The 20,503-nt window shown below is 51.7% G+C and carries 15 protein-coding genes; 11 read left to right on the top strand and 4 right to left on the bottom strand.

What is annotated here, in order from left to right; translation table 11 throughout:
- Nucleotides 1–3: 3 nt before the first annotated feature.
- The gene (locus tag LK536_RS32325; RefSeq protein ID WP_008724992.1) at nt 4–1,377 is read right to left on the bottom strand and encodes a hypothetical protein; all 1,374 of its coding nucleotides are present in this window, start codon (nt 1,375–1,377) and stop codon (nt 4–6) included.
- A 415-nt stretch (nt 1,378–1,792) separates the two neighbouring features.
- Here LK536_RS32325 and mgtE point away from each other — a divergent pair, with 415 nt between their 5' ends.
- The 8 genes from mgtE (at nt 1,793) to LK536_RS32285 (ending at nt 13,587) form a co-directional block, all read left to right on the top strand.
- Complete coding sequence (gene mgtE, locus LK536_RS32320; RefSeq protein WP_120058371.1) at nt 1,793–3,142, top strand: magnesium transporter; 1,350 nt, start codon at nt 1,793–1,795, stop codon at nt 3,140–3,142.
- 81 nt (nt 3,143–3,223) lie between these two features.
- Complete coding sequence (locus tag LK536_RS32315) at nt 3,224–5,047, top strand: histidine kinase (RefSeq protein ID WP_506092052.1); 1,824 nt, start codon at nt 3,224–3,226, stop codon at nt 5,045–5,047.
- Between the two features lie 27 nt (nt 5,048–5,074).
- On the top strand, nt 5,075–6,604 hold the full coding sequence (locus tag LK536_RS32310) for a response regulator transcription factor (RefSeq protein WP_227795014.1): 1,530 nt from the start codon (nt 5,075–5,077) through the stop codon (nt 6,602–6,604).
- A gap of 100 nt (nt 6,605–6,704) precedes the next feature.
- Nucleotides 6,705–8,102 (top strand): ABC transporter substrate-binding protein, encoded by a 1,398-nt coding sequence (locus tag LK536_RS32305; protein ID WP_008725002.1) that lies wholly within the window; start codon nt 6,705–6,707, stop codon nt 8,100–8,102.
- A gap of 163 nt (nt 8,103–8,265) precedes the next feature.
- Entirely contained in the window at nt 8,266–9,156 is an 891-nt protein-coding gene (locus LK536_RS32300; RefSeq protein WP_008725004.1) for a carbohydrate ABC transporter permease, read from the top strand.
- 2 nt (nt 9,157–9,158) lie between these two features.
- On the top strand, nt 9,159–9,992 hold the full coding sequence (locus LK536_RS32295) for a carbohydrate ABC transporter permease (protein WP_008725006.1): 834 nt from the start codon (nt 9,159–9,161) through the stop codon (nt 9,990–9,992).
- A 76-nt stretch (nt 9,993–10,068) separates the two neighbouring features.
- Nucleotides 10,069–10,680, top strand: coding sequence for a sugar O-acetyltransferase (locus LK536_RS32290; protein WP_008725009.1), 612 nt, complete (start codon nt 10,069–10,071; stop codon nt 10,678–10,680).
- A 21-nt stretch (nt 10,681–10,701) separates the two neighbouring features.
- Complete coding sequence (locus LK536_RS32285; RefSeq protein WP_227795013.1) at nt 10,702–13,587, top strand: glycoside hydrolase family 2 TIM barrel-domain containing protein; 2,886 nt, start codon at nt 10,702–10,704, stop codon at nt 13,585–13,587.
- A gap of 225 nt (nt 13,588–13,812) precedes the next feature.
- Here the strand turns inward: LK536_RS32285 and LK536_RS32280 are convergent, their stop codons facing one another.
- From LK536_RS32280 to LK536_RS32270, 3 genes are all read right to left on the bottom strand, one after another.
- A complete protein-coding gene (locus tag LK536_RS32280) occupies nt 13,813–14,730 on the bottom strand; it encodes a hypothetical protein (RefSeq protein WP_227795012.1) in 918 nt (305 codons plus the stop codon).
- 430 nt (nt 14,731–15,160) lie between these two features.
- A complete protein-coding gene (locus tag LK536_RS32275) occupies nt 15,161–16,090 on the bottom strand; it encodes a hypothetical protein (RefSeq protein WP_227795011.1) in 930 nt (309 codons plus the stop codon).
- Between the two features lie 10 nt (nt 16,091–16,100).
- Nucleotides 16,101–16,574 carry a hypothetical protein gene (locus tag LK536_RS32270; protein WP_506092050.1) on the bottom strand — a complete coding sequence of 158 codons (474 nt, stop codon included), beginning with the start codon at nt 16,572–16,574 and terminating at the stop codon, nt 16,101–16,103.
- A gap of 275 nt (nt 16,575–16,849) precedes the next feature.
- Between LK536_RS32270 and LK536_RS32265 the strand changes: the two genes are divergently transcribed.
- The 3 genes from LK536_RS32265 to LK536_RS32255 are packed head-to-tail and all read left to right on the top strand — an operon-like array spanning nt 16,850 to nt 20,502.
- Complete coding sequence (locus LK536_RS32265) at nt 16,850–17,956, top strand: BMP family lipoprotein (protein ID WP_008725018.1); 1,107 nt, start codon at nt 16,850–16,852, stop codon at nt 17,954–17,956.
- 16 nt (nt 17,957–17,972) lie between these two features.
- Nucleotides 17,973–19,487, top strand: coding sequence for an ABC transporter ATP-binding protein (locus tag LK536_RS32260; protein WP_008725021.1), 1,515 nt, complete (start codon nt 17,973–17,975; stop codon nt 19,485–19,487).
- Nucleotides 19,471–20,502, top strand: a complete 1,032-nt coding sequence (locus tag LK536_RS32255) for an ABC transporter permease (protein WP_040382357.1) — start codon at nt 19,471–19,473, stop codon at nt 20,500–20,502. The genes LK536_RS32260 and LK536_RS32255 overlap by 17 nt, the downstream gene beginning before the upstream one ends.
- Nucleotide 20,503 lies beyond the last annotated feature (1 nt).

Genomic DNA, 20,503 nt, shown 5'->3' with positions numbered 1-20,503 from the left:
GCCCTAAATCAGGAAACAGGCCGCGATATAGGTACAGACAAAGCCCAGGCATACCGGAACCAGGTTCTTCCTGGCCAGTTCCACCGGGCTTACATTACAGATGGCAGCCACCGGGATAAGACCCCAGGGCACAATGGTCCCCCCGCCCACGAAGATGGCGGCAATCTGGCCAAGGGCAGCCATCACGGGCACGGAGGCGCCGGTGGCAAAGCCAAAGGTGCGGGCCAGGGAACCGGTCAGGGGAAGGCCGGAGAAACCGGAGCCGTCAAGGCCGGTCAGGCTGCCCACCACCATCTGGATAAAGGCCGCCATATATTTGTTCAAAGGCGCGTTCTGGGCCAGCCACATGGCCCAGTCATTCATGATTCCATGGGAAAAGCCTGTTCCCATGATGGAGGTGATGCCTTCGCCGCCCAAAAAGAAGAAGGCGCCGATGATGATGACCGGGGCAAATATCTTAATGGCAAAAAGGAAACCGTCCGTCACATAGCCGGTCACCTTTTCAAGGGAGTCCTTCCCAAAGCCAAGGAAGGCGCCAAGGCACATGAGGATAAGGGCTGTTCCGGACACCATGCTGGTGGCATCCCCGCCCTTTAAGTCAAATACCAGCATCAGCACAATCACGCCCACGAATGCCAGCGGGGTGAGGATGGCCATGAGAAGTGCCATGTTCCCGCCCTTGGGAGTATCTGCTTCCCCGGTCTGGATGGTCAGGCGCAGTCCGCGTCCTTCCATTTCATCCCTGTTTAACAGATATGCGCTGCCCACCGTGACAATGCCCATGACCCAGAAGACGGGCCATGCCTGATGGAGGATGCCGGTGGTGGTGATTCCGGCCGCCCCGGCGGAAACAGCGGGCGCGCCCTGGATGACAAAGTCATAGCTTAAGGCGAAGCCGTGGCCGAACAGGTTCATGGCCATGGCCGCGGCCAGGGGATTCAGGCCGGCCTTGACGGCAAAGGGGAGCATGATGGCCCCGACCAGCGCAACCGAGGGGCTGGGCCACAGGAAAAGGGAAAATAAAAACATGGTAAGCCCCAGTATCCACCAGGTGACGGAAGGCGTCTTCATGATTTTTGACATGGGGACCATCATCAGGTAATCGCTGCCCAGGTCCTTGAGGCATTTGGAAAGGGCGGTCACCATTGCTATGGTGGCCAGTACCTCCATGAATTCCTTACCAGCGTAGAGGATGGCGTTAAACACGGTCATGATGGCGCCTGTAAAGGATTTTAAGCCAATCAGGCCCAGGATGAAAAGAAAAGCAATGCAGACAGCCGGCGTGTCCCGTCTCATGACCATGACAGCCAGGATGACGATGACGCCGATGAGATAAGCATAGTGCAGGGGAGTCAGCACTATGGTGGATTCAATCATAACAGTCACTCCTGTATCTAAGAATATAATCTATAGTATGAGAAAATCCGTGCCCCGGTGAAATAATCCTGTTTTTGGGGGTTGATTTTATGGTCAGGGGCTGGTATGCTTAATAAGGATTAAAATAAATGATGAAAGGAAGTGAACCTAAGTGGAAGGTCGAAGTCGTAAGATGGAAGCAGACAATTATCATAAGCGTATGGTAGTGGGAGCTGCCGGTGTGGCTGTGTTTTATCAGGCATGCCCCGGGACGGCTTTGGTTCCGCTTTGCTTTCACTGCCGTTAACCGTCTATATAGAGATACGTTTATGATGATAGCCATGGATTACGGGAACGCCCGGTCACGGGGACTTTTTGTAATTATGGCTATTTTGTGTGCTGCTTTCATGATAGTACCATTCATGAAAGGAATAAGATGCAGGAGAATTTTGATTTAAAACAGCTGATGGAGCTGCTGGACACAAGGCAGCTCCGCAGGCTCAAGGAGATTTTGTCGGAGATGAATGAGGTGGATATCGCCTCCTTCATCGAGGAACTGGATTCAGAGCGGACCGTGGTCGTGTTCCGCATGCTGTCCAAGGAGGTTGCAAGCGATGTGTTCGCCAACCTTCCGGTGGAAAAGCAGGAGCATATCATTAACAGCATTACGGACTACGAGCTGAGCGCCATTGTCAACGACCTGTTTGTGGATGACGCGGTCGATATGCTGGAGGAACTGCCTGCCAATGTGGTGAAGCGTGTGCTTAAGAACTCCACAAGCGACACAAGGAAGCTGATTAACCAGTTCCTTAAGTACCCGGAGAACAGCGCCGGGAGCATCATGACAGCCGAGTACGTGGGACTCAAGAAGACCATGACCGTGGAGCAGGCATTTGCCTATATCCGTAAGAACGGGGTGGATAAGGAGACCATATATACCTGCTATGTGATGGACGCAAAGCGGACATTGGAGGGTGTGGTCACGGTCAAGGACCTGCTGATGAACCCATATGATGAGGTCATAGGCAGCATCATGGATACCCATGTGATCAAGGCGGTGACCACGGACGACCAGGAGGAGGTGGCGGAAAGCTTCCGCAAGTACGACCTTTTAAGCCTGCCCGTGGTGGACCATGAGGACCGTCTGGTTGGAATCGTCACGGTGGACGACGTGGTGGATGTCATGGAACAGGAGGCCACGGAGGATTTTGAGAAGATGGCAGCCATGCTTCCAAGTGAAAAGCCATATCTGAAGACAGGGGTGTTCTCACTTGCAAAGAACAGGCTGGCCTGGCTTTTAATCCTCATGGTCAGCAGCATGATAACAGGCAGTATCCTGGCTAAATACGAGGCGGCCTTTGCAGTGATTCCCCTGCTGGTGACCTTTATCCCCATGCTGACGGATACGGGCGGCAATGCAGGCAGCCAGAGCAGCACCATGATCATCCGCGGCATGGCCGTGGGTGAGATAGAGGCAGGGGATATCCTCCGGGTACTGTGGAAGGAACTGCGGGTTGGCATCATTGTGGGAATCCTTCTGGGGCTGGTGAATTATGTGCAGTTACTCATCCGTTTCCCGGGACAGGAGATGCTGTGCCTGACCGTGGTGCTGAGTCTTCTGGCCACCGTGGTGATTGCCAAGACCATTGGCTGCACATTGCCCATCATTGCCCAGATCCTCCATCTGGACCCGGCAATCATGGCCGCGCCCCTGATTACCACCATCGTGGATGCGGTGAGCCTGGTGGTCTATTTCCAGCTTGCCTGCAGCCTGCTGAGTATTTAGGGCCCTGGACACGCCCCCCCCGGTGCCGGCAGTATGGTTTCCAGCCGGATGGAGCATTAGTATAGCACTGTTATTTACGCAATGCTGTACAAGTATGACAGGAGATTGGATACCATGCTGTTCAACAAGCGATTTTCATTAAAAACCGTATATTACAGAAGCTTTTTCCTTCTGATTGTCATCCCCATCCTGCTGGTGGGCGTGGTCACCCTGGGCATCATCCGGTATATGATGGAGAAATCAGCCATTGCCAACATCCAGAACGCACAGGCCAGCATAGAGACCAGCCTTTCAGAGTCTGTCCGGGACATATCCCTTCAGCTGTCCCATCTGGTCTTTGTGAATAACGGGGAAATCATGGGACTGGTATCGGGCATGGATACGGATGACAAGGAACAGCGCTATGATTTCAGCAGCCGTCTGGATGAGATGTTCCGTGTCTCCATGGTCCCTTCCCAGGACACGGTGTCTGCCATGTTCTACCTGAAAAGCGGGAACACGGTATATCTGAAAGACGAGGTAATCCTTTCCAGGGAGGAGATTGGCCGGGAGAACTGGTACCTTCAGGCCCTGGAACATAAAAATGTGGTCAGCGTGGGCGCTTTTGACACGGCCAGGCAGACCATTACATATTCGCGTCTTAAAAAGGGGGAGTTTGTGCTGGCGGCAGCCCTTGCTCCTGATTATCAGGCGGACCGCTCCGGGAAACTGGAGATGGTCAGCCTGTTTTCCGTTACCCATGTGGGTGAGGTCATCCGCAGATACAACAGGGATGAACAGCTGGGCACCACCTTTATCCTGGACAGGGAAGGGAGGCTCCTCTTTGCAGGGGACAGGAGCCAGGAGGCAGAACGCCTTATGAAGGGGCTGCCGTCCACGCAGGCGGGCATTTACAGGACCCCGGTGGATGCCCAGGGCACGGGCCATGTTATGAATTATACGGCGGTTGTCTCCTCAGTGGAAGAGAATGGGTGGAAGGTGGTGTCCATGGTCAGCACCTCCCGCCTGACCGCTGCCTATAACCGGGTCATGGGAATCTCCCTCCTGGTCATCAGCCTTCTGCTCCTGCTGTTCTATCTTTTTTCCAGGTATTTCCTGGGAGAAATCATCACACCCCTTCACTCGGTGATGGAAGGGATGAAGGAGATGGAGGAGGGGAACCTGACCGTCCATGTGGAGCCGGCGGGCCAGAACGAAATCAGGACCATGATCCACTCCTTTAACCGGATGGTCCGGGAACTTAAGGCATCCATAGAGGAAAATGAACGGGTGCAGCAGAAGAAGCACCGGGCGGAGGTCAATGCGCTCCAGTCCCAGATTAACCCGCATTTTCTTGTGAATACCCTGAATTCCATCCGTTTCATGGCCCAGGTGTCCAGGTTCGAGGGCATCCGCAGGATGGCGGAGGCTTTAATCAAGATCCTTTCCTGCTCCTTCAGGGGCAGCATCAGCTTCTATACGGTAAGGGAAGAACTGGATGTGCTGGACAGTTACATCTATCTGATGAAAATACGTTATTCCGACGGCTTTGAGGTGGAGTACCACATTGACCAGGGATGCCTGGATTATAAGATGCCCAGGCTGATCCTCCAGCCGATTGTGGAAAATTCCATTGTCCATGGCCTGGCGGAAAAGGAGGATGACATCGGCCATCTGAAAATCAGCCTGAAAGAGGAGGTGGAATCCCTTCTCTTCACGGTGGAGGATGACGGGCGGGGCATGACACAGGAGGAAATAGAGGCACTCCTTCATCCAAAGGAGAGGGAGGAGGATGACAATACCAGTATCGGGATTGAGAATGTGCTGGGGCGCCTGAAGCTGAACTTCGGAGAACGTGGCCAGGTCTGGATGGAGAGCCGGATTGGACGGTATACCAGGACATTCCTGCGTATTCCAAAGCTTTGAGAATTGTTGGACAGGGGGAGGAACAGGATGAAACGTGTCCTGATTGTGGATGATGAAAGTATTGTCAGGGTGGCGCTGCGTTCCCTGGCTGATTGGGAGAAATACGGATTTACGGTCGTGAGGGACTGTATGGGCGGCCTTCAGGCCGTGGAATACATGAAGGAAAACCCGGTGGAGCTGCTGATAACGGATATGAAGATGCCGGGAATGGATGGGCTTAAGCTTATCAGCCATTTAAAGGACATGGGACTTCTGCCCGTTACGGTAGTGCTTTCCGGTTACAATGAATTTGAACTGGTCCGGGAGGCATTCCGGCTGGGGGTTTATGACTATATGTTGAAGGGGGATTTAAACCAGCGGGTGCTGGAGGAACTGCTGGATAAGGTGAACCGCCAGTATTTTAAGGACCAGGACCCGGGACGGCCGGACATGGCTTTAGGGGACATGGACCCCATGGATATGGGGCTTGCGGCAATCAACCTTCCTAAGGACGGCAGGTATGGGATCATCCTTTTTGAAGTGGTGGACTTCAAACGCCAGTCCATGCGCTTTGCCGACAATGTGGAGGAGGAGATGTCAAGACCCATGCTGGACCTGGCCAGGCAGATTCCAAGGCTGGCCGCCAAGGGAGGTATCATTAAGGTATATCCGTCCCAGTTCCTGATGTATTACAGGGTGACGGACCCGGTCCAGTATCCCTCCGGCATCCTTTCCCTTGTGCGTCAGATACAGAAGGTGTGGAGGGACTACATGAACCTGGAAACCCAGGCCGCCATCAGCGGTATCGTGGATTACAGGGACATCGGACAGGCCCTTGACCAGGATATCCGGCTTCTTAAGTGGAGCGCCCTGGCGGGGGAGTACGGCATGTGCGCTGCATGGGACTTTGAGGGGTATCTGTCCGTCATGGAGGAAAAAAAGCAGGGCTGCCAGGCATTCATGACAGCCCTGTTCTCCGGGGACAAGGTGGCTGCCGCACAGGAAAAAGACAGGCTTTTGTCCACAATCAATACCATGGACATGCAGTCAGCCACACAGGAGTGCCTCCACATCCTCTGTCAGCTGGCGGACCAGTTCCATGTTTATGAAAATGAATTTTCAACCCTGCTTCCTGAACGGGTCAACTACTTTGAGAAGATAAGCCGCCTGACCCAGGTAAAGGAACTGGAGTTGTGGATGAATAATTATTTCCGCTGGGTGTGGGATTATCTGGAGAACTGCCGTGAGGACCGGCAGGAGGACGTGATACCAAGGGCCCGCCATTTTATTGCGGACAACTATGCCAGCCCGGAGATGACACTTAAAAGCACGGCTGACTATGTGGGGCTGAATGAAAAATACTTCAGTACCAGATTCACCAAAGAGACAGGCATGACCTTCAGCACCTACCTGACCAGCGTGCGCCTGGAAAAGGCAAAGCGCCTGATGGAATCCACGGACCTTAAGATGTATGAGATCAGTGACCGGGTGGGATATCATAATGTGGAGCATTTTAACCGGATGTTCAAAAAGACGTATGGAATCAGCCCACGGGATTATAAACGGGGCAGGACCTGACGAAACATCAAGAAATCAAACCATTTTTCATGGATAACAGCCTCTTAAACTGGTAAAATGTGGACAGAATCAAAGGAAAACAGGAAAGGGAGGTTTTATTATGAGAAAGAGATTACTGGCGTTTACCATGTGTGCGGCACTGGCAGCAGGGTCCCTGTACGGGTGTGCCCCGGAGGATGGGGCAGGTACGGCACAGACAACCAAGGCAGGAACACAGGCCCAGCCATCCGATGGGACCCAGGCAGAGGCAGGCGCCACGGAGGCAGCCAAGGCAGAGGTGAATGAGGAACTGAGCGGCGACCTGGTTTTTGCTATCTGGGATAATAACCTGATGGATTACATTGACGCCAATGACATGGAGGCCAGGTTCCAGGAAAGCTACCCTAATGCCAGCATTGAGGTGGAGAAGATTAAGGATGACTCTGAATACTGGAATGCCATGAAGATGCGCGCAAGCGCTAACCAGCTGCCGGATGTGATGTTTAATAAGGCATTTACCCTGTCCCGCTTTAAGGATTACCTGACAGACCTTTCTGATCTGGAAGCAACGAAGAATAATGAACTGGCGGCAGGATATGCCCTGGATGGAAAAGTCCTTGGCGTGCCCATGACAGCTGGTTATGAATATGTATACTACTGGAAGGATATGTTTGAGGAAGCCGGTGTCAAGGTGCCTACTACCTGGGAACAGTTAAAGGAGGTTTCAAAGACGCTTCAGGACTACTACGGCAAGGACAACCCGGACTTCATGGCCATTGCCCTGGGCGCAAAGGAAGAGTGGCCGGATTATCCGTTCATGGAATTCATGCCTGCCCTGGAAAACGGCAATGGGCAGAACTGGAATGACATGGCGGGGACAGACGCGCCATTTGCGGACGGCACTGATATTTCCAAGGCATACCACAAGGTAAATGACCTGTTTACCTCCGGCGTGTTCGGAAAAGACCCGCTGGGGCTTGGCAGCGACCAGGCCACCTCCCTGTTTGCACAGAAACAGGCTGCCATCACCGCGTTAGGAGACTGGGGCCTTCAGAATATCCAGAACGGTACGGATGATTACTCACAGCTTGGGACCTTCTACCTTCCTGTAAGGGATTCGGAGAGCGACCCCTTCCGGGTAATCGTACAGGGCGATTCCTTCATGGGCGTTACCACCCACAGCAAGAATCCTGAACTTGCCAAGGCGTTCGTGGAATGGTTTTACAGTGACGCATGGTATCCAGGCTACATAAATTATGTGACAAGCGCTTCATCCATGACCAATTTCCCCAAAGAAAAAGACCCGATTCTGGCAGAGGCGGACAATGCGCAGCCGGATATGGAGCTGGTCATGTATGATGGAGGAGGAGATGATTTCCAGGCCATCCAGAATGAGACTGCCTTTGATTATAAGAAGCTGGGGGCAGAGATGTTTACCAAGGGATTTGACCTTGATGCAAGGCTGGATGAACTCAATACCAAGTGGGCGGCTGCAAGGCAGAAGCTGGGAATCCAGTAAGGGCAGGGATTTTCAGATATAGCTTAGCCGGGCAGGCAGGCCCTGCTACATGACAGTAACGGATGCAGCAAAAGGAACAGGAACCGAACCCTGAATCATTTTTGCTGTATCCTTTTTTATGGAGATTCATCCACTATGTGCTCATGACAAGGAGGAAAATACAATGAGTTCCCTTGAAAGGAAAAAGAGGAATTTTATCATACTGTCCCTAATCATCCCCACCCTGCTGCTGATCTGTTTCGTGGTGCTCCCGGCCTTTGATTTAATGCGGATGAGCTTTACCGACTGGGACGGAATGTCGCCTTCCAGTAAATTCATCTGGCTGGATAACTATATATCCATGTTCAGGAATGCGGACCTGTGGCAGTCCCTTAAAAACAATGCGGTTTATTTCGTGGTCCACCTGTGCATGATTCCTGTGGAGCTGGCCTTTGCGGTGCTGCTCACCTCCAGGCTCAGGGCCGCCAAGTTTTATAAGACCCTGGTGTTCATGCCTTATATCATCAACGGCGTTGCGATTTCTTACGCCTTTTCCTATTTCTTTTCACCGGTTAACGGTGCGTTTGATGCGATTTTAAAAGCGCTGCACATGGGGATGCTGTCCCAGAACTGGCTGTCCGACCCCAAAATCGTAAACTTCGTGCTGGCCTTTGTGTCCCTGTGGAGGTTCTCCGGTTACCATGTCATCCTGTTCATGGCCGCCCTTCAGTCCCTGCCCCAGGATGTGCAGGAGGCGGCAAGGGTGGACGGGGCCAATGCATGGCAGATGTTTAAGTTCATCCAGATCCCGGCCATCATGCTGATGGTTGATTTTGTACTGTTTGACAACATCAGGGGTGCGCTCCAGGTGTTCGACATCCCGTTTGTCATGACCTCGGGCGGGCCTGGCTACGCGTCCTCCACCTTTACCCTGTATACCATTGAGACGGCATTTACCTACAGTAATTTTGGCCTTGCATCAACCATGGCAGTGGCCATCATGGTCATGATCGTGGTGATTTACCTGATTCAGAACAAGATCATCCATGGCATTGTATTGAAAGGAGATAAGTGATTATGGTAAAACGTACAACAACCCAGATCCTGAAGCAGCTTATCTGCCTGGCCATGGTGGCCATTGTGCTGGCACCCATCATACTGGTGTTATTTGCCTCCTTTAAGACCAAGGCCGACATGGTAAGGATATCCCCGCTGCTCCTGCCGCCAAAGAGCCGGTTCACACTGGATAATTTCCAGAAGGTGCTGGGCAACAAATACCTTCTGGTGGGATTTAAGAACACAGGCATCATACTGGCGGTTAGTATTTTCTTCAATGTGATGTTCGGCACCATCACGGCTTTCATCATTGAACGGTTTAATTTCCGGTTTAAGGGATTCATTGTGGGACTGTTCTTTGTAGGGATGCTGATTCCCAGCTTTGTCACTGAGATTGCACGTTTTAAGGTCATACAGGGGCTCCATCTTTACAATACCCTGGGCGCCCCGATTGTGATTTATGTGGCATCCGACCTGATGCAGCTGTACATATACAGGCAGTTCATATCCACCCTGCCCGTGTCCCTGGATGAAAGCGCACTGTTGGACGGCTGCGGGTACTTTGGCCTGTTTACCAGGATCATATTCCCGCTTCTGGCGCCGGCCACGGCCACGGTGGTAATCATCAAGGCCATTAACATCATCAATGACATGTACATCCCATATCTGTATATGCCTAAGAACAAGCTGCGCACCCTGACCACCTTCCTGATGGATTATGCCAATGCCCAGAGGGGGTCCTGGCAGCAGCTGGCGGCCGGGATCATCATTGTCATGCTGCCAACCATATGCATATACTTATTTTTCCAAAGATATATCCTTGCAGGCATTGCGGCCGGGGCGGTTAAGGAGTAAAATTGCATGAAAGAATGGCGCGCAGTGCATGTGGCAGACATTTCTTATTACATGACGGACAGGGAGGAAAGGGCCTATGTGTCAGGATGGGACAAGAAAGAGGATGGAAGAGGGAAAGCTGTATTATCCAGGAGATACGCAGATCCTGAAAGAGCAGGAACAGTATATGGAACTGCTCTATGATTACAATGCCACCAGACCGGGTGAGGGGGAAAAACGCAGGATCCTCCTGGAGAAAATGCTGGGTTCTGTGGGGCAGGACTGTTACATTGAACCGCCCCTGCACTGTAACTGGGGAGGAAAGCATGTGTTCATGGGGGATTTTGTCTATGCGAATTTTAACCTGACCCTGGTGGATGACGCTGAAATCCACATTGGGCCGCACTGCATGTTCGGACCGAATGTGACAATTGCCACGGCCGGACATCCTGTGGAGCCGGGGCTTCGCAGGCAGGCAATCCAGTATAACATTCCGGTGCGTATCGGGGAGAACGTGTGGGTCGGGGCAGGGGCAGTCATCCTGCCAGGAGTGACCATTGGGGACAATTCAGTCATCGGAGCGGGAAGCGTTGTAACCAGGGACATCCCGGCCAATGTGGTGGCTGTGGGGAACCCCTGCCGGGTCCTCAGGGAAATCGGGGAGCGGGACAGGAAGTTTTATTATAAAGAGCGGGAGATTGATATCTGATTGGAACCAGGAGGATTTGGAATGAAACATAGGAAAGCAGATATTGGATGGCTGGAGGATCCCCAGGTATTCCAGGTGAACCGGCTGGATGCACATTCAGACCATGGATTCTACGAAACAGAGGCACAGGCGGAGGCTGGGGAAAGCCCGCTCATCCAGAGCCTGGACGGGGAATGGGGATTTGCCTGGAGCAGGCGGCCGGATGACCGGCCCGCCGGATTTTTTGAGGAAGGGTTTGATGACAGCGGCTGGGATACCATAGAGGTACCAGGGCACATGGAACTGCAGGGCTATGACCGGATCCACTACATCAATACCATGTATCCATGGGAAGGCCATGTAGAGATGCGCCCGCCCCATATTGACTGGGACCATGACCCGGTGGGAAGCTATGTAAAGGAGTTTGACCTGGAGGAGGGGTTAAGGGGAAAGCGTGTGTGCATCTCCTTCCAGGGCGTGGAACAGGCGTTTTATGTATGGCTGAACGGACAGTTTGTGGGCTATGGGGAAGACTCGTTCACGCCTTCGGATTTTGACCTGACCCCGATGATACGGGAGACAGGGAACCGCCTCTGTGTGGAGGTGTATAAGCGCAGCTCGGCGGCCTGGCTGGAGGACCAGGATTTCTTCCGGTTCTCCGGCATTTTCCGGAGTGTGTACCTGTATGCAAAACCCATGTTCCATGTGGAGGATGTATGGGTACGGGCAGGGCTTAAGGAGGATTACCGGACCGGTACATTTGCCCTGGGCATCAGGGTCTCTTCTGCTGAAGATGGCGGAGGGGGACAGGAAACCAGATGGATTGACAGCCTGGACGGAAGCGGTGTCACGGCTGAGTGGAGGCTGTACGGACAGGACGGAACTGTGGCCGCGTCAGGCAGGACTGTCGGGGATGATGCAGGTCCGGACAGTATGAAGGATGGCAGGTATCTGATGCTGGCGGAGGAGGAAATCCCCGGCGTCCGGACATGGTCATCCAAAGACCCATATATGTACCAGCTATATATAAGCCTTAAGTGGGATAGTGGGGAGGTTATCGAGGTGGTCCCTCTGAAAACCGGGTTCCGCCGTTTTGAAATCAAGGATAAAATCATGCTCATCAACGGTGAACGCATCATGATTAATGGCGTGAACCGCCATGAGTGGAATCCCAAAAGGGGACGTGCCGTCACACAGGAGGATATGCGCCGTGATATCGAAATCCTGAAGCGCAACAACATCAATGCGGTTCGCACCTGCCACTACCCCAACCAAAGCCTTTGGTACAGTCTCTGCGATCAAAACGGCATCTATGTCATGGATGAGGCAAACCTGGAAAGCCACGGTTCCTGGCAGAAAATGGGAAAATGTGAACCCTCCTGGAATGTTCCGGGCAGCCTGCCGGAGTGGGAGGCCTGTGTGGTGGACCGGGCAGCGTCCATGCTGGAGCGGGACAAGAACCATCCCAGCATCCTGTGGTGGTCCTGCGGAAATGAATCCTATGCAGGAACCTGTATCCTGGCCATGAGCCGGTATTTCCACGAAAAGGACCCGTCCAGGGCGGTTCATTATGAAGGGGTGTACTGGAACCGGAAGTTTAATGAAATCAGCGATGTGGAGAGCCGTATGTATGCGCCTCCCAAAGAGGTACGGGCATACCTGGAGGACAATCCCCAGAAACCGTATCTTCTGTGCGAGTACATGCACGACATGGGCAATTCCATTGGCGGCATGGAGAGCTATATCCGGCTGGCGGATGAATTCCCCATGTATCAGGGCGGGTTCATCTGGGATTATATTGACCAGGCCATCTACAGGAAGGATGTGGATGGAACGGAAGTCCTGGGATATGGCGGGGACTTTGGGGACAGACCCACGGATTACGCCTTCAGCGGAAACGGGATTGTTTTTGCGGACAGAAGGGAAAAGCCTGCCATGCAGGAGGTACGCTACTGGTACAGCACAAAAGAAGAGCGGGAACGGTTTGACCGGGAGGGCCGGGACGCAGAGGCGGGGGATGGCGGAAGGCCGGGTGGCAATGGGACAGGGCATAAGCGTCTTACCGTCATTCACGGGGATGTTACACTGGGAGTAAAGGGTGACGGGTTTCATGTGATTTTCTCCTACTCGGAGCATGGCATGGTGTCACTGGTGTATGATGGCCTGGAGTGGGTTTACCGTCCTGCAATGCCTGCCTTTTGGAGGGCATCCACGGAGAATGACAAGGGGAATGGGTTTGCTGTCAGGAGCGCTGTCTGGTGCGGCGCTGACCAGTTTATCAGCTGCACGGGATGGCATGTCCAGGAAAGCCCTGACCAGGTGCGTATTACCTATGAGTACGCTGCCAGCACGGTACCGGCGGCCCAGGTGAGTGTCAGCTATACCGTTGACGCTGCCGGGACAATCCGGGTGCACTGCCATTATCACGGGCAGGATGGACTGCCCCAGCTGCCGTTATTCGGCCTGCGCTTTTCCGTACCCTTTGTGGCGGGGAATGTACAGTGGAAAGGGCGCCGGGGAGAGACATACCCTGACAGGAAAAAGGGCGGTGCATGGGGGATATGGGAAAGCCAGGTTGAAAAACCGGATTATCTGGTGCCGCAGGAATATGGCTGCCATGTGGATACACAGTGGCTGCGGCTTCAAGAGCCTGAGGACGGCCTTAAACGCTGTCTTGAGATAGCCATGGAAGAAAATCCCTTTCATTTTTCCGCAATCCCATATACTCCCCATGAACTGGAAAATGCCCTTCACAGGGAAGAACTTCCGGTACCGCGCAGGACCGTGGTATCGGTGCTGGGCGCCATGCGGGGCGTAGGAGGGATTGACAGCTGGGGGTCGGATGTGGAGGAGGAATACCACGTTCCGTCGGATGAGGATATCGAATTTGGGTTCGTGATACGGGGGACGGTATCAGGGATTGTTTAAGCTTTCAGTCCCATCTAAGTACGTCCCTGGTAATAAAGATTTTATGGTATTTACGGATGCAGGCAATCCTGGTACGGATAGTACTCCGCCCAGGATTGCCTTTTTTGAAATCATCATGTTTTTTGTAGATGGACGTTGATTGAGCTGGCCGGAATCTATCTGTGGGAGAAGGTATGCCGGGAAGTGAAGGGGCATGGACACCCCGGCAAGGTGGTACCTCTGGGGTTAATTATGCAGCTGTCTGTAAATCCCATCTTCATCCATATCAGGATGCTCTTTAACCGCATTATAAATCCGGCTGATTACGGTTAGGTCCTCTTCAAGGACTTCGGCTGTTTCTTCCGGTGATAATCCCTTTTTGGATTTTTTCATGACCTGGGAAATCAGCTTAATCATTTCCCCCTTTTTAAGTCCGTCTTCCATAAGCATCTGTCCAAGTAGTGTCATACCCATCATCTCCTTTACCTTTGCCAAATCTGTTTTATTCAGGAACTTAATTGCTAATGCGTAGAGCACGGCTTCCATATGCCGGATATCATCTTTATCCGCATCAACCTGTGCCATGCGCAGGATATCCATTCCCCGGCAGATGCGTCCGCATATATTCATGTTGCCGGACATAAGCGGCGCCAGCAGCAGGGGAAATAGGTCGCTTCTGGTGAGGCGTCCTCCCTGCCCCATCTTCATTTCCAGGTCATTGAATACACGGTCTGCATCATCATCCTTAATCCGGACTAATTCTATCCGGTATACGTTAATCCCACAATTTAAGTTTGTTTTAGGATTCCTGACATCGGCGCTGCAAAGGACAGTGGTGATGACCTGGTGACCGGATGTCAGGCTTAAGAATGCCTCGTATTCCCGGAAACGTCTTAAATCCTTTTCAGTAATCGGGTCGCTTTCAAATTCCAAATGCCGTAATACCCCATCCTCCATGATGAAATTAAAATCCTCCTCCATCCTGCGCACATCCAGGTGGACCTGTTCCGTGGGGGCGATTGCAGTCATGCGGCCTTTAACCCCAAGGTAGGGGAGCAGTTCCTGTCCAAAGAACATGGCTGCTGTTTTCAGGACCTTGTCCTCAATCTGGCTAGGGGCGTCTAAGACATCCAGTGGTTTGTAAGATACGTTGCTTTGTTCCATACAGCCTCCTTTACCGGTAGGCCATAGGTAAGCTACTCCTATTATAACTTCTTTTGAAATGCCGGACAATACCCTTATTAACTAAGAGTCGTTTTTACCGTTGGTGAATTAAAATGAATATGTAGATTGTGATTTTCTAAACTCTGGAATTTATAAAGTAAGATAAACTGAAACTTACTATCAGAATCATAAAAGATGAAATGATATGTTATTTGGAATAGCTTCCTGATGTGCCTGTTCATGTCCGGCTATTAAAGTATAAACCGGGTCAGGGGAAATTATCAAGATATCTGTGAGAAAAGGAATGCTGGGAAGTGAAAAATTCACGGACAGCCCGGCAAACCATACTCTTTGGCATCCTGTGCATTGATATAAATATTCTCTGGATGGGTCTTATTTCCCCGTCGCCACCCTGACCGTCAGCCTATGGTTAATTATACAACTGTCTGTATATCCCATCCTCATCCATATCCGGATATTCCTTAACCGCATGATAAATCCGGCTGATGACCATCGGATCCTCTTCAAGTATTTCTGCTGTTTCTTCTGGGGATAATCCCTTTTTAGCTTTTTTCATGACCTGGGAAATCAGCTTAGTCATTTCTCCCTTTTTAAGTCCTTTCTTAATCCCATCTTCCATAAGCATCTGTCCAAGTAGTGTCATACCCATCATCTCCTTTACCTTTGCCAAATCTGTTTTATTCAGGAACTTAATTGCCAATGCGTAGAGCACGGCTTCCATATGCCGGATATCATCTTTATCCGCATCAACCTGTGCCATGCGCAGGATATCCATTCCCCGGCAGATGCGTCCGCATATATCCATGTTGCCGGACATAAGCGGCGCCAGCAGCAGGGGAAATAGGTCGCTTCTGGTGAGGCGTCCTCCCTGCCCCATCTTCATTTCCAGGTCATTGAATACACGGTCTGCATCATCATCCTTAATCCGGACTAATTCTATCCGGTATACGTTAATCCCACAATTTAAGCTTGTTTTAGGATTCCTGACATCGGCGCTGCAAAGGACAGTGGTGATGACCTGGCGGCCGGATGTCAGGCTTAAGAATGCCTCGTATTCCCGGAAACGTCTTAAATCCTTTTCAGTAATCGGGTCGCTTTCAAATTCCAAATGCCGTAATACCCCATCCTCCATGATGAAATTAAAATCTTCCTCCATCCTGCGCACATCCAGGTGGACCTGTTCCGTGGGGGCGATTGCAGTCATGCGGCCCTTAACCCCAAGGTAGGGGAGCAGTTCCTGTCCGAAGAACATGGCTGCTGTTTTCAGTACTTTGTCCTCAATCTGGCTAGGGGCGTCTAAGACATCCCGGGGTTTGTAAGATACGTTGCTTTGTTCCATATAGCCTCCTTTACCGGTAGGCCATAGGTAAGCTACTCCTATTATAACTTCTTTTGAAATGCCGGACAATACCCTTATTCAATAAGGGCAGCTTCATACCGTTGATAATTAAGATGGATATTGAATGTTTTGCTTTTTGGGAAAATATAGTTGGAAATAACTTGAAACTTACTATCAGAATGATTGGATCATAATGAGATATGTGTAATTGGAATAGCCTCCTGATAAGCCTGCTGATGTCCGGATGAATAGAGTATAGCGCCATTAAGATGCCAAAACAAGATACTTTTGAAATATAAATTAAAAACCTATAAATTAAAAACCAAGAAAATTCCTCTAAAGAAAATTCCTTTAAATCATTTCCTTCCACCCAATGAACTTTTACCTTGCCGTAGGTCATGTTTGAGAATCCATTTCCAATATCCAGTCCTAATATCCAATCCCAGAATCCATTCCCGCTATCCAATCTAAGGAATGCACCCAAGGTGCCCTGTTAGGGCAACGCAGGATATACAGCTGACATAAAGCAATTTTCAAACATGCCTTAAATCTTCAAACATGCAAAAAAGGATAGATACATTGTAAAAATGCACAAAATCCCTCTCCGGTTTTCGTGAGGTTTTAACGAAATGGAATGGATGATGAAAATAATGATTTACAAAATACAGTATTGGTGATACATTTTAAATAACTTGTAAAACAAGTTTGTACACATATACAAAAAGTATTATAACAAGTATAAAAACGGAGGGGAAGTAAATGAAGAAAACAATGAAAACAATGAAAAAATTAGCAGCATTCATGGCAGCAGCCAGTGTGGCGGGCACCGCAATCATGGGATGCGGTTCTGCATCCGCAGGCAGCGCAGGACAGAAGGCAGGACAGTCAGGACAGGAATCAGGAACAGCAGGAGAGGCGGCAGGGGAAACAGCAGAAGGCGCGGTCCATGTGGGAATCATTTTCACGGAAGCAGGGCTTGGGGGGAATTCCTTCAACGACCTGGCCCTGGAAGGCGTGAAGAAGGCGGCCCAGGATTTTGGGATTACATATGATGAGGTGGAGCCAAAGTCAGTGTCGGATGAGGAAATCATCCAGGACGAGATGGCATCCTCCGGTGACTATGATTTAATCATCTGTGTTGGCGCGGAACAGGTGGACGCCCTTACCAACGTGGCAGCCACTTACCCGGAACAGCGTTTTGCGCTTCTGGACGCTGATTCCGACCTGTCCAATGTGGCGTCCTATTCCTGTAAGGAGCAGGAGGGCGCGTTCCTGGCAGGCGCCCTGGCAGCCTTGGCCAAGCAGGAAGCCATTGACAGTAAGCTGGGGGACGGCAGGACCATCGGTTTCATCGGCGGCGTGGACAATCCCCTTATCAACCGGTTTGCAGCAGGCTATCAGGCCGGGGCCAGGTACATAGAGCCGGATATGAATGTGCTGATTGACTATGCAGGCGGCTTTAATGATCCCACTACGGCCAAGACCATTGCCAATACCTTTGTGGAAAAAGGCGCTGATGTGATTTTCCACGCCGCAGGGGCCTCCGGCATGGGCATGTTCCAGGCAGCAGAGGAAAAGGGCTTTGTGGCCATTGGCGTGAACCTGAACCAGAACAGCATTGCACCGGACTATATCATGGCAAGCATGCTTAAAAAGCTGGATTCCTGCGCATACCATGCCATTGCCAGTGTTGTGGAGGGAACCTATACAGGGGAGAACCAGATGTTAGGCTTAAGTGACGGCGGAGTGGACGTGACCGTGGAAAACAGCAATATCAAGGTTACGGATGATATGCTGGCACAGCTGGAGGAACTGAAACAGAAAGTAATTGCAGGGGAGATAGAGATACCATCTGAACTGAACTAGGAGACAGGAGGCAGGTATGGACGCAATCAAAATGGTTGGCATTGTAAAATGTTTCGGGCCGGTACGCGCCAATGACGGCATTGACTTTACTGTTAAACACCAGGAGATCCACTGTCTTCTGGGAGAGAACGGAACCGGTAAAAGCACCCTGATGAATATCCTTTTCGGGCTGTATCATCCGGACGCAGGAGAGATCCATATTAATGGAAAAAGGGCATCCATTGCCAATCCCAATGATGCCTATGGACTGGGAATCGGCATGGTGCACCAGCATTTCATGCTGGTAAACCAGCTGACGGTCCTGGAGAACATTATCCTGGGCAAGGAATCCGGCGGTTTCTTACTGGACAGGAAAGAGAGCCGCAGACGGGTGGAGGAACTGGTGGAGCGGTTCGGCTTCCGGATTGATCTGGATGAGAAAGTGGTGAATCTCTCCGTGGGCATGAAGCAGAGGGTGGAGATACTGAAAACCCTGTACAGGGGAGCGGATATCATTATCCTGGACGAACCTACCGCCGTGCTGACACCCCAGGAGGTAGATGAATTATTTAAAATCCTGCGTCAGCTCAAGGAGAACGGCAAGACCATCGTATTCATCACCCACAAACTTAACGAGACCATGTCCCTGTCCGACCGGATAACCGTTATCCGCAAAGGTAAAGTGGTATTCTGCTGTGACACCGCAGACACCAACGAGAAGGAACTGGCCACACAGATGGTGGGCAGGCAGGTGGAATCCGTGGTGGCGGGAAGAGGAAAGGCCGGCCCCGTGGTCCTGGAAATCAGGGATGTCCGCCTTCATGAACGGGCCGGGAACACAGTGAGCCTGACCGTGCATGCAGGGGAGATACTTGGCATTGCGGGCGTGGACGGCAACGGACAGCAGGAACTGGAGGAAATGATAGTGGGTAACCGCAAGGTGACAGAGGGAAGCATCCTTTTGAACGGGACCCCCATCCATACCATGCCTGTAAAGGACAGGAAGGCCATGGGCCTTGGCTATATACCGTCCGACCGACACAAGAATGCCATGATTTCCAGCTTTTCCATCACTGAGAATTTCCTTCTGGGTTACCAGAAAAATCCTCAGTACTGCAAAAAGGGCTTTATTGACTATGATAAGCTGAAACAGGACGCCGGGAAGCAGGTGGAGGCATTTGAGATAAAAATCGCTGGTGTGGACCAGGAAATCGGCCAGCTGTCAGGGGGGAACCAGCAGAAGGTAATCCTCGGCAGGGAAATCAGCCACGATCCAGGTCTGGTACTGGTGGCCCAGCCCGTGCGGGGACTGGACATCGGAGCCATTGAAAAGGTACATAAGACCCTGCTTGAGCTAAAGGACCAGGGCAAGGCCATCCTTCTGATATCGGCGGAACTGTCGGAAATCATGAACCTCAGCGACCGCATCGCCGTGTTTTACGAAGGGGAGGCCAGCGCCCAGTTTACCAATGGGGAATATACAAAGGAAGAAATCGGCCTGTTCATGGCAGGAAAGAAGCAGGAGGTAAATGCTCATGAAGTGGATATGTAACAAGAAGACCGCAGAGATAGGCAAATCCCTGGCAGCCATTGGGCTGGCGCTTTTAATCGGAGCCCTGTTCATCCTTCTGGCAGGGGAGTCACCCATCAGGGCCTATGCCTCCCTGATACAGGGCGCGCTGGGAACGCCCCAGTCCATTGCCAACACAATCAGTAAAAGCATTCCCCTGGCATTTACCGGCCTGGCAGTGGCCATGGGCTCCCGGTGCGGCATGTTAAACATAGGAGCAGAGGGACAGCTTCACGCCGGGGCCATGGCAAGTGTCATAACGGCCCTGACCCTTAACTTCCTTCCTGCCCCCATACTGCTGGTTGTCAGCATCCTGGCAGGAATCCTTGCGGGGATGGCGGTGGGAAGCGTGCCAGGCATTTTCAAGGCCAGGTTCAGTACCAACGAGGTAATCGTGGCCATCATGCTCAACTATATCTGTACCCTGTTCACATCCTACCTGGTCAATGGTCCCTTTAAGACAGAAGGTTCCACGGCCCAGACAGAACTGATTGCAGAGGGAATCTGGTTTGGCAAGCTGCTTCCAAGGACCCAGCTGACATATGCCCTGTTCCTGTTAATCTTCATCGCTGTGGCCATGTACATTTTCCTGTGGAAGACATCGGTGGGATACCAGCTCCGCGCCGTGGGGGCCAATCCATCCGCTGCAGGGACAGCGGGCATCCGGGTGAACCTGTTCCTTATCATGTCCATGACACTCAGCGGCGGCATTGCGGCCATGGCCGGAATTACAGAAGTATTTGGAAAATATCACAGGTTCATAGAAGGCTTCTCCCCCTCCTTCGGGTTCACGGGAATCGCGGTGGCCATACTTGGCAGGAACCACCCCGCAGGAGTGCTTCTCACGGCCCTGCTCTTTGGAATCATGGACATGGGCTCCCTGCGCATGAGCAGGGAAACCATGGTCAGCACCAACATGGTAATTGTCATACAGAGCCTGGTAATCCTGTTAGTAGCGGCCCCGGAACTGATTAAATGGGGCAGAAAGAGAGGATGAC

This window comes from Clostridium pacaense (assembly GCF_020709765.2).
Lineage (GTDB): Bacteria > Bacillota > Clostridia > Lachnospirales > Lachnospiraceae > Enterocloster > Enterocloster hominis.
The sequence above is the reverse complement of the archived record's forward strand: the minus strand, read 5'-3'. Positions and strand labels throughout refer to the sequence as shown.

What these genes read in the sequence shown, in the direction of transcription:
- LK536_RS32260 (WP_008725021.1), top strand. Translation starts at nt 17,973, where the DNA reads ATGGACGCAATCAAAATGGTTGGCATTGTAAAATGTTTCGGGCCGGTA.
- LK536_RS32295 (WP_008725006.1), top strand. Translation starts at nt 9,159, where the DNA reads ATGGTAAAACGTACAACAACCCAGATCCTGAAGCAGCTTATCTGCCTG.
- LK536_RS32275 (WP_227795011.1), bottom strand. Translation starts at nt 16,090, where the DNA reads ATGGAACAAAGCAACGTATCTTACAAACCCCGGGATGTCTTAGACGCC.
- LK536_RS32255 (WP_040382357.1), top strand. Translation starts at nt 19,471, where the DNA reads ATGAAGTGGATATGTAACAAGAAGACCGCAGAGATAGGCAAATCCCTG.
- LK536_RS32285 (WP_227795013.1), top strand. Translation starts at nt 10,702, where the DNA reads ATGAAACATAGGAAAGCAGATATTGGATGGCTGGAGGATCCCCAGGTA.
- LK536_RS32325 (WP_008724992.1), bottom strand. Translation starts at nt 1,377, where the DNA reads ATGATTGAATCCACCATAGTGCTGACTCCCCTGCACTATGCTTATCTC.
- LK536_RS32305 (WP_008725002.1), top strand. Translation starts at nt 6,705, where the DNA reads ATGAGAAAGAGATTACTGGCGTTTACCATGTGTGCGGCACTGGCAGCA.
- LK536_RS32310 (WP_227795014.1), top strand. Translation starts at nt 5,075, where the DNA reads ATGAAACGTGTCCTGATTGTGGATGATGAAAGTATTGTCAGGGTGGCG.
- mgtE (WP_120058371.1), top strand. Translation starts at nt 1,793, where the DNA reads ATGCAGGAGAATTTTGATTTAAAACAGCTGATGGAGCTGCTGGACACA.
- LK536_RS32290 (WP_008725009.1), top strand. Translation starts at nt 10,069, where the DNA reads ATGTGTCAGGATGGGACAAGAAAGAGGATGGAAGAGGGAAAGCTGTAT.
- LK536_RS32300 (WP_008725004.1), top strand. Translation starts at nt 8,266, where the DNA reads ATGAGTTCCCTTGAAAGGAAAAAGAGGAATTTTATCATACTGTCCCTA.
- LK536_RS32315 (WP_506092052.1), top strand. Translation starts at nt 3,224, where the DNA reads ATGCTGTACAAGTATGACAGGAGATTGGATACCATGCTGTTCAACAAG.
- LK536_RS32280 (WP_227795012.1), bottom strand. Translation starts at nt 14,730, where the DNA reads ATGGAACAAAGCAACGTATCTTACAAACCACTGGATGTCTTAGACGCC.
- LK536_RS32265 (WP_008725018.1), top strand. Translation starts at nt 16,850, where the DNA reads ATGAAGAAAACAATGAAAACAATGAAAAAATTAGCAGCATTCATGGCA.